General features: G+C 69.3%; 4 protein-coding genes and 1 pseudogene. 4 read left to right on the top strand and 1 reads right to left on the bottom strand.

Going from position 1 to position 8,359, the window contains the following annotated elements:
- A pseudogene (locus ACWCO3_RS27340) lies at positions 1–411 on the top strand (TetR/AcrR family transcriptional regulator); the annotation flags it as partial.
- A 7-nt stretch (positions 412–418) separates the two neighbouring features.
- On the opposite strand, the gene ACWCO3_RS27335 reads toward ACWCO3_RS27340, so the two are convergent.
- Positions 419–1,165, bottom strand: coding sequence for a Fic family protein (locus ACWCO3_RS27335; RefSeq protein ID WP_145785945.1), 747 nt, complete (start codon positions 1,163–1,165; stop codon positions 419–421).
- Between the two features lie 482 nt (positions 1,166–1,647).
- Between ACWCO3_RS27335 and acs the strand changes: the two genes are divergently transcribed.
- The 3 genes from acs to ACWCO3_RS27320 all read left to right on the top strand — a co-directional run.
- Positions 1,648–3,612: an acetate--CoA ligase gene (gene acs / locus ACWCO3_RS27330; protein WP_450012755.1), complete on the top strand. Its 1,965-nt coding sequence runs from the start codon at positions 1,648–1,650 to the stop codon at positions 3,610–3,612.
- 224 nt (positions 3,613–3,836) lie between these two features.
- Positions 3,837–6,632, top strand: coding sequence for an immune inhibitor A domain-containing protein (locus ACWCO3_RS27325; protein WP_145785943.1), 2,796 nt, complete (start codon positions 3,837–3,839; stop codon positions 6,630–6,632).
- A gap of 332 nt (positions 6,633–6,964) precedes the next feature.
- On the top strand, positions 6,965–8,359 hold a 1,395-nt coding region (locus tag ACWCO3_RS27320; RefSeq protein WP_450012757.1), incomplete at its 3' end, for an immune inhibitor A domain-containing protein.

Genomic DNA, 8,359 nt, shown 5'->3' with positions numbered 1-8,359 from the left:
TCGCTGCGCGAACTACTCGCGGTCGGGCGGGAGCTGCACGAGGAGGAACGCCAGCTCGGCAACGTCACCTTCCTGGCCCAGATGCTGGCGGGGGCACAGGCGGACCAACGCCTGGCCGCCCCCACCGCCGGCGCGCTCCAGCTGTGGGTGGACGAGATCGAGATGGTCCTGCGGAGGCTGCTCGCCGGCTCTCCGTTCGCCGATGTCGCCGACGTGCCCGGCCTGGCCCGCGCGGTCTCCGCCGCGTTCATCGGGCTGGAACTCTACGACGGGGTGGACCCGGCGGGCGCCGACCAGGCGATGGCGGCGCTCGACCAGCTCGCGCTCCTCATGGAGATCGTCGACGATCTCGGGCCGATCGCCCGCCGGGCACTGCAAGCGAAGGTCAGCCGGGCGACGCGGCGGGACTGATCGCCGCTCAGGCGGCGGCGAGGACCTCGTCGCCGATGGCGGTGAGCTGGTCGGCGCCCACCTCGACGGCCGCCATGTAGTGGCGTAGCCAGGAGCGCAGCCCGTCCGGGGTGCCGGTGGCGAACGCCCCCGCCGAGCCGACGTACTCGGGCTCCCGCTCGCGATGCCCGACGTCGACGGCGAGCAGGCCACGCGGGTCGAGGCCGCTGGCGAGCAGAACCAGCCGGGCGGCGCCCCGGGCCACCACACCGGACGGCCCGGCGAACGGGCGCAGGTTCAACAACTCCCCGTGTACGACGGCGGCGAGCACCAGTGGGGAGACCTTCGTTCCGCCGGCGACCAGCCCGGCCAGCCCGTCCAGCCGGGTGGCGACCACGGGGTCGGCCACCGGGCGGCCCAGTTCGGCTTCCGGCACCAGATCCCGGGCGGCGAGGACGTGCAGCTTCGCGAGAGCCTGCCGGGGTGCCTTGGGCCAGAGTTCACTCAGGCCGGGTAGCGCTCCGGCGACCCGCAGCGCCCCCTGGAGCACCGGGTCGGTGACGGTGCCGGCGCGGACCGCCTCCCGTTCGTGCACGGCCCCTTCGAGGGCGGCGCTGGCCACCGCGGAGCGGAGGCTGACCTCGGCCGCGACCTGGCCACCGTGTCGGCGCAGCGCGCGGTGTCCGAGCGCCTGGTCGAACCGCGCGCGGGCCTGCTCGACGGCGGCGGCGATGTCGGCGAGCGCGAGCAGCGGGGCGAGCGGGTCGGTGGTCACCCCGTCACGCTAGCGACCCGTCCCGGCCCGGCGAGCCACACCCGGCCGCAACGCGAGCCGCGCCACCCGCGCCAGCCCGTCTGCGCGGCTCTCGCCCTTCCCGGCGCGCGCCCCCCAGATCCACTCGGCCCGGCCCACCGGCCCACCGCGTCATGGTCAACACGGCATCGCCGATGTTGCGGTGTCCTAGCGTCGCGATACCCCGATATCGGCGAACTCGTGTCGATCATGGGCATACCCACCGCATGCGGCGTGTGACCGCGCCGGCCAGGCCCACCCCGTGCCGGGATGTGACCGCACGGGCGGGCTGCGGGCGGGGTGGGACCGCGCGGGCGGGCTGCGGGCGGGACGCGTCCCGCCGCCGGGCGCGTGGCGAGGGCCGCTCGGCGCGACGAGGCGGGCAGCCCTCGCTGGCCGAGGGCCCGCCGACTACCCTCGTGGCCAGCGAGACCCAGGTCACCCGAGCGACGAGGAGTCACGGCATGAGCGAGGCATTGGCAAATCTGCTGAACGAGACGCGCCAGTTCCCCCCGCCGGCCGAACTCGCCGCGCACGCCAACGTCACCATCGACGCGTACGCCGAGGCGGAGGCCGACCGGCTCGCCTTCTGGGCGAAGCAGGCGGATCGCCTGGCCTGGTCGAAGAAGTGGGACGAGGTTCTCGACTGGTCGAACCCGCCGTTCGCGAAGTGGTTCGTGGGTGGCCAGCTCAACGTGGCGTACAACTGTCTCGACCGGCACGTCGAGGCCGGGCTCGGCGACAAGGTCGCCATCCACTGGGAGGGCGAGCCGGGCGACACCCGCACCATCACGTACGCCGAACTGCACGAGTTGACCTGCCGGGCGGCGAACGCGCTCACCGAACTGGGGGTCACCGCCGGCGACCGGGTGGCCATCTACCTGCCGATGATCCCGGAGGCGGCGGTGGCGATGCTGGCGTGCGCCCGGGTCGGCGCCGCGCACAGCGTGGTCTTCGGTGGCTTCTCGGCCGACTCGCTGAGCAACCGGATCCAGGACGCCAGCGCCAAGGTGGTCATCACCGCGGACGGTGGTTACCGGCGGGGCAAGCCGTCGGCGCTGAAGCCGACTGTGGACGAGGCCGTCGCGAGCTGTCCGTCGGTGGAGCACGTGCTGGTCGTCCGCCGGACCGGCGAGGACGTGGGGTGGTCGGACAAGGACCACTGGTGGCACGAGACGGTGGAGACCGCGTCGGCCGAGCACACCGCGCAGCCGTTCGACTCCGAGCACCCGCTGTTCATCCTCTACACGAGCGGCACCACGGCCCGGCCGAAGGGCATCCTGCACACCACCGGGGGTTACCTCACGCAGGCGTCGTACACGACGCACGCGGTCTTCGACCTGAAGCCGGAGACGGACGTCTACTGGTGCACCGCTGACATCGGCTGGGTCACCGGGCACTCCTACATCGTCTACGGCCCGCTCTCCAACGGCGCGACCCAGGTGATGTACGAGGGCACCCCGGACACCCCGCACAAGGGTCGGTTCTGGGAGATCGTCGACAGGTACAAGGTGAGCATCCTGTACACCGCTCCCACCCTGATCCGAACGATGATGAAGTGGGGCGAGGACATCCCGGCCGGCTTCGACCTGTCGTCGTTGCGCCTGCTGGGCAGCGTCGGTGAGCCGATCAACCCGGAGGCGTGGATCTGGTACAGGCAGCACGTCGGTCGGGGTGAGCTGCCGGTCGTGGACACCTGGTGGCAGACCGAGACGGGCGCCATCATGATCTCCCCGCTGCCGGGGGTCACCGCGGCGAAGCCGGGTTCGGCGATGACCCCGCTGCCGGGCATCGTGGCCGACGTGGTGGACGACCAGGGCCAGTCGGTGCCGAACGGTGGTGGCGGCTACCTGGTGCTGCGTGAGCCGTGGCCGTCGATGCTGCGCACCATCTGGGGTGACGACGACCGGTTCATCGAGACGTACTGGTCGCGGTTCCAGGGCATGTACTTCGCCGGGGATGGGGCGAAGAAGGACGACGACGGGCACATCTGGCTGCTCGGCCGGGTGGACGACGTGATGCTGGTGTCCGGGCACAACATCTCGACGACCGAGGTGGAGTCGGCGTTGGTGTCGCACCCGTCGGTGGCCGAGGCGGCGGTCGTCGGCGCGACCGACCCGACGACCGGTCAGGCGATCGTCGCGTTCGCCATTCCGCGCGGCAGCACGGACATCAGTGGCGACGCGGGTGAGCAGCTCATCGCGGACCTGCGCAACCACGTGTCGAAGACGCTCGGGCCGATCGCCAAGCCGCGCCAGATCATGCTGGTGCCGGAGCTGCCGAAGACCCGCTCCGGCAAGATCATGCGCCGGTTGCTGCGGGACGTGGCGGAGAACCGGTCGCTGGGCGACGTGACGACGTTGCAGGACTCCTCGGTGATGGACCTGATCTCCTCCGGGATGAGCGGCGCGAAGTCCGACGAGGACTGACGAGTAGACGTACCCCTGCGGTGGGTGGCGGTCCGGACGGACCGTCACCCACCGTTGTCTTTTGTGGAGGTACGACGAGCAGCGCTCCCACCGAACGGGTAACGCATCGATCACGATCCTGTCGTACGGCTTGTTCGTCATTTAGTTTCACGCTCGTCGGCCGGTCTCGACGCGCCCCGGCGCACGGGTCCCACCGACGTCCTCTGCCCGAGAAACGGAGTGGCATGAACAGAAACTCCCGTCCGGGGTCGCGCCGACGACTACTCGTCGCGTTGCCCGTCATCGCCCTCGCGGCCACGTCACTGACCGTGACCGGCAGCGCGGCCGCCCAGTCGTCGTCCCCCACCCCCAGGGCGGTGATCGGGGCCGACGAGCACTACATCAACTACGCCGAGCCCGAGGTGCAGCCGGACACCAACGGTCGTGAGGTCAAGGGCAAGGGCGGCGTCTACACCCCTGCTGCCGAGTCGGCGCGTGCGTTCGACCAGAAGCACGCCCGGGGCAACCCGGTGGCGGCCCGGCAGTTGGCCAAGGCCGAAGCCCAGTCGCTCAAGACTGGCCAGAACCCCCGCAAGTTCAAGAAGGCGCCGACCACACAGACGGCGAAGCTGCTGACGCTGCTTGTCGAGTTCAACGACAAGGCCAACGACGACTTCACCGGCGTGATGGTGCCGAAGACGGTGTTCGAGGACCGGACCTGCGTCCCCGGCACCGTCCAGAACGGCCCGAAGCACAACAAGATCCCGGACCCGGCGCGACTGCCGCACGAGGACAACAACTCGATGTGGGTGCCGGACTTCTCGCCGCAGCACTACAACAAGATGCTCTACAGCAAGAAGGGCATCACCGAGCGGGTCCGCACCGACCTGAAGGGCCCGGACGGCAAGAAGGGCATCGACCTGTCCGGTCGCACGATGCACAACATGTACCTGGAGATGTCCAAGAACGCGTACACGGTGGACGGGCAGGCCAGCCCGTGGATCACCGTGCCGCACTCGGAGGGCTGGTACGCCGCCAACCGCTGCTTCCAGGACGAGACGGGCGCCTGGGTCCCCGGCCGTGAGCAGTCGATGAACGGCCACCCGGACAACCCGGCCGGCGCGGGCCGCCTGGCGACCGACGCCATCGACGCGCTCGTCGCGAAGGACCCGACCTTCCCGTGGGCCGACTACGACATCGAGGACCAGGCCGACCGCGACGGTGACGGCAACCTCTTCGAGCCAGACGGCGTGATCGACCACCTCGTGCTGGTGCACGCCGGTCAGGGCAAGTCGCGCGGCGGCGGCGCCGAGGGCGTGTACGCCGTCTGGGCGCACTCCTCCACGGTTGCCGGCGGCTACACCATCCCGGGCACCAACATCAAGGCGTCGAACTACATCGTGCAGCCGGAGGACGCCGGTGTCGGTGTCTTCGCCCACGAGTTCGGTCACGACCTGGGCCTGCCGGACCTCTACGACACGTCCGGCAACGCCGACTCCGATGTGGACTTCTGGGACCTGATGGCCTCGGGCTCGCACTCGGGTGAGATCTTCCAGGCGCTGCCGACGCACATGGGCATCTGGGACAAGTGGGTGCTCGGTTGGGCCGACCCGCTGACCATCCGTCCCGGCTCGAACCCCCGCGAGGTCAAGCTCGGCCAGACGTCGCGTACCCCGATCGACTCCGAGGACGGCATCAAGGTCGACCTGCCGGACAAGGTGACGACGCTGGCCACGCCGCACAGCGGCACGAAGATGTGGCACAGCAACAACGACCAGGAGTGGGCGGACGTCAAGCTGAGCCGCTCGGTCGACGTGCCGGCGGCGGCGGACTCGAAGTTCTGGATGTGGAACAACTACATCATCGAGGAGGACTGGGACTACGGCTTCGTCGAGCTCTCGACGGACGGCGGTACGACCTGGACCGAGCAGAAGGTGTACGACGAGTCCGGCACCGTGGTCACCACCCCGGACGGCTACGCCGACCCGAACGGCCGGATGAACGACTTCGGTGGCAAGAAGTACGGCCTGACCGGCAGCACCGACGGCTGGCGGCACGACTACGTCGACCTGTCGGCGTACGCCGGCACGACGGTCCAGGTGCGGCTGCGCCTGGCCACCGACGAGGCGTTCGAGGAGCGCAACTGGTTCGTCGACGACTTCTCGGTCACCGGCGGCGGCGCCACCACCTGGAGTGACGACGTCGAGGGTGGCGCCAACGGCTGGACGGCCACCGGCGGCACCTTCGTCGACACCACCGGTGGCGGCTGGAAGGTCTCCAGCGGCACCGAGGTGCACGCCCAGTACTACCTGGCGGAGTGGCGCAACTTCGACGGCTTCGACAAGGGCCTCCAGTACGCCTACGACACCATCTACTCGCACGAGGCGTGGAAGGTCGACCGGATCTCCTACAACGCCCCGGGCATGCTGGTCTGGTACCGGGACACCGCGCTCGGCGACGTCAACCACGTCACCGGGCAGATGACCGCCCTGCCCAGCTACGGCGCGAAGGGCGGGTTGCTCATCGTCGACTCGCACTTCGACCCGCTGCGCCGCACCGGCGAGGCGGCCGTGAAGGACCCGTCGGTGACGGACAACCTGCCGAGCCGTCCGCAGTCGTCGAACGCGGCGTTCTCGCTGAACCGGACGTACCCCTTCACGGAGTGCCTGGAGGCGGCGGACGAGCCGTACAGCGCGTACTGCACGAAGTTCAAGGGGTTGCCGCCGGTGAAGTCGTTCACCGACGCCAAGGGCTGGTACCCGGGCATCGAGATGCGCGACGGTGCCGCGTACGCCCGGGACAACGACGCGTCGGTGGTCCTGCCGTCGCGTGGCAACGCGCCGTACACCACCCGGGTCACCAACCCGGACGGCAGCCCGGCGCCGGAGTTCTACGGCGTCACCCTGGGCGGCGGGGCGATCGTGCTGGGTACCGGTAACCCGGGCGACCAGGGCGTGAACTACGGCGTCTCGCTCACCATCAAGAAGGCGGCGAACGACAACTCGTCGGCCCAGATCTTCGTCACCCCGGCGAAGAAGTAACGGTTTTCCAGTTCGACAACTGACTGTGGGGCCGGTGACGGAGACGTCACCGGCCCCACTGTCGTACATCGATCAAATTGATCGAAATGGGTCGCTGTATACGGGACCGGGCCAATCATCGCTGGTCAGCGTGGCTGATGAAGCCCTGGTGTGTGACGGTGAAAAGCATTCCCAACAAAATCTTGCAACAAATCGACGCGTCCGTCTTCCCACCCGTCCCAGCAGTGTCTATGTTCACCATTGGTCCCACTAGTGGGATCGATCTCCCACCGGCCCGTACCCCCGTTGGGCCGGTTCCCTCACACCGGAGGTACCACGTGCGCAAAGTCGCAGTGGGTCTGCTCGGGCTTTCACTGACGGCGACAGGCCTGGCGTTCGGCCCGTCCGCCTCGGCGGCCCCGCAGCCCAAACTGCCGGCAGCAGCACCGGCCGCTGCCGAACCACAGGCGCTGAAGGATGAGCTCCCCGACAAGCTCGAGGAGAAGCGCCGCGCGCTGCGTCAGCAGGGTCTCGCCGACGTGCTGACCGGTCGCAGCAAGCCGATCGAGCGCAACGGAAGCACGGTTGTCAAGGTCGGCGAGGTCGGCAAGGCGGGCACCAACGCCCGCGCCCGCACCGCCGGCGGCGGCCAGGAGACCAGGGATCAGTACGTCGAGCTCAAGCGTGAGCGGACCGACAAGATCTTCGTGATCCTGGCCGAGTTCGGTGACGAGCGGCACCCGTCCTACCCGGACAAGGACATGAACCCGGACATCGCCGGACCGGCGACGTTCGACGGCCCGCTGCACAACAAGATCCCCGAGCCCAACCGGGCAGTGGACAACTCCACCATCTGGCAGCCGGACTTCAGCCCGGAGCACTTCCGCCAGCTGTACTTCGGCACCAACCCGGGCGACGAGTCGCTCAAGCAGTACTACGAGGCGCAGTCCTCGGGTCGCTACACCGTCGAGGGTGAGGTGACCGACTGGGTCAAGGTCCGGTACAACGAGGCCCGCTACGGTCGCTCCGACGACCCGAAGGCCGACGACGACCCGACCGGCGACCCCGCCGTCTGCGGCGACAACGTCTGCTCGAACACCTGGGCACTGATCCGCGACGCCGCCAACCAGTGGGTCGCCGACCAGAAGGCCAAGGGCCGGACGGACGCGCAGATCGCCGCCGAGATGAAGTCCTTCGACCAGTGGGACCGCTTCGACTACGACGGTGACGGCGACTTCAACGAGTCGGACGGCTACATCGACCACTTCCAGATCGTCCACTCCGGCGGCGACCAGGCCGACGGTGACCCGCAGCAGGGTGAGGACGCGATCTGGAGCCACCGCTGGTCGGCCTTCAACAGCTCGCCCGTGGGCCCGCCGAACTTCCCGATCGGCGGCACCCAGATCGGCAACACCGGCGTCTGGATCCGCGACTACACGATCCAGCCGGAAAACGGCGGTCGTAGCGTCTTCTACCACGAGTACGGCCACGACCTCGGTCTGCCGGACGACTACGGCCCCGCCGACAACAGCAACGAGCACTGGACCCTGATGGCCCAGAGCCGGCTCGGTGCCAAGAACGACGTCGGCATCGGCGACCGGGGCGGCGACCTCGGCGCCTGGAACAAGTTCCAGCTCGGCTGGCTCGACTACGAGGTCGTCGTGGCGGGGCAGAAGCAGACCCTGGAGCTCGGCCCGCAGGAGTACAACTCCAAGAAGGCGCAGGCCGTCGTGGTGGTGCTGCCCAAG

It is taken from the genome of Micromonospora sp. NPDC002411 (genome assembly GCF_053592955.1).
The sequence above is the reverse complement of the archived record's forward strand: the minus strand, read 5'-3'. Positions and strand labels throughout refer to the sequence as shown.

Bases quoted from the DNA above. Each gene is read 5' to 3' on its own strand.
- acs (WP_450012755.1), top strand. From the start codon at position 1,648: ATGAGCGAGGCATTGGCAAATCTGCTGAACGAGACGCGCCAGTTCCCC.
- ACWCO3_RS27325 (WP_145785943.1), top strand. From the start codon at position 3,837: ATGAACAGAAACTCCCGTCCGGGGTCGCGCCGACGACTACTCGTCGCG.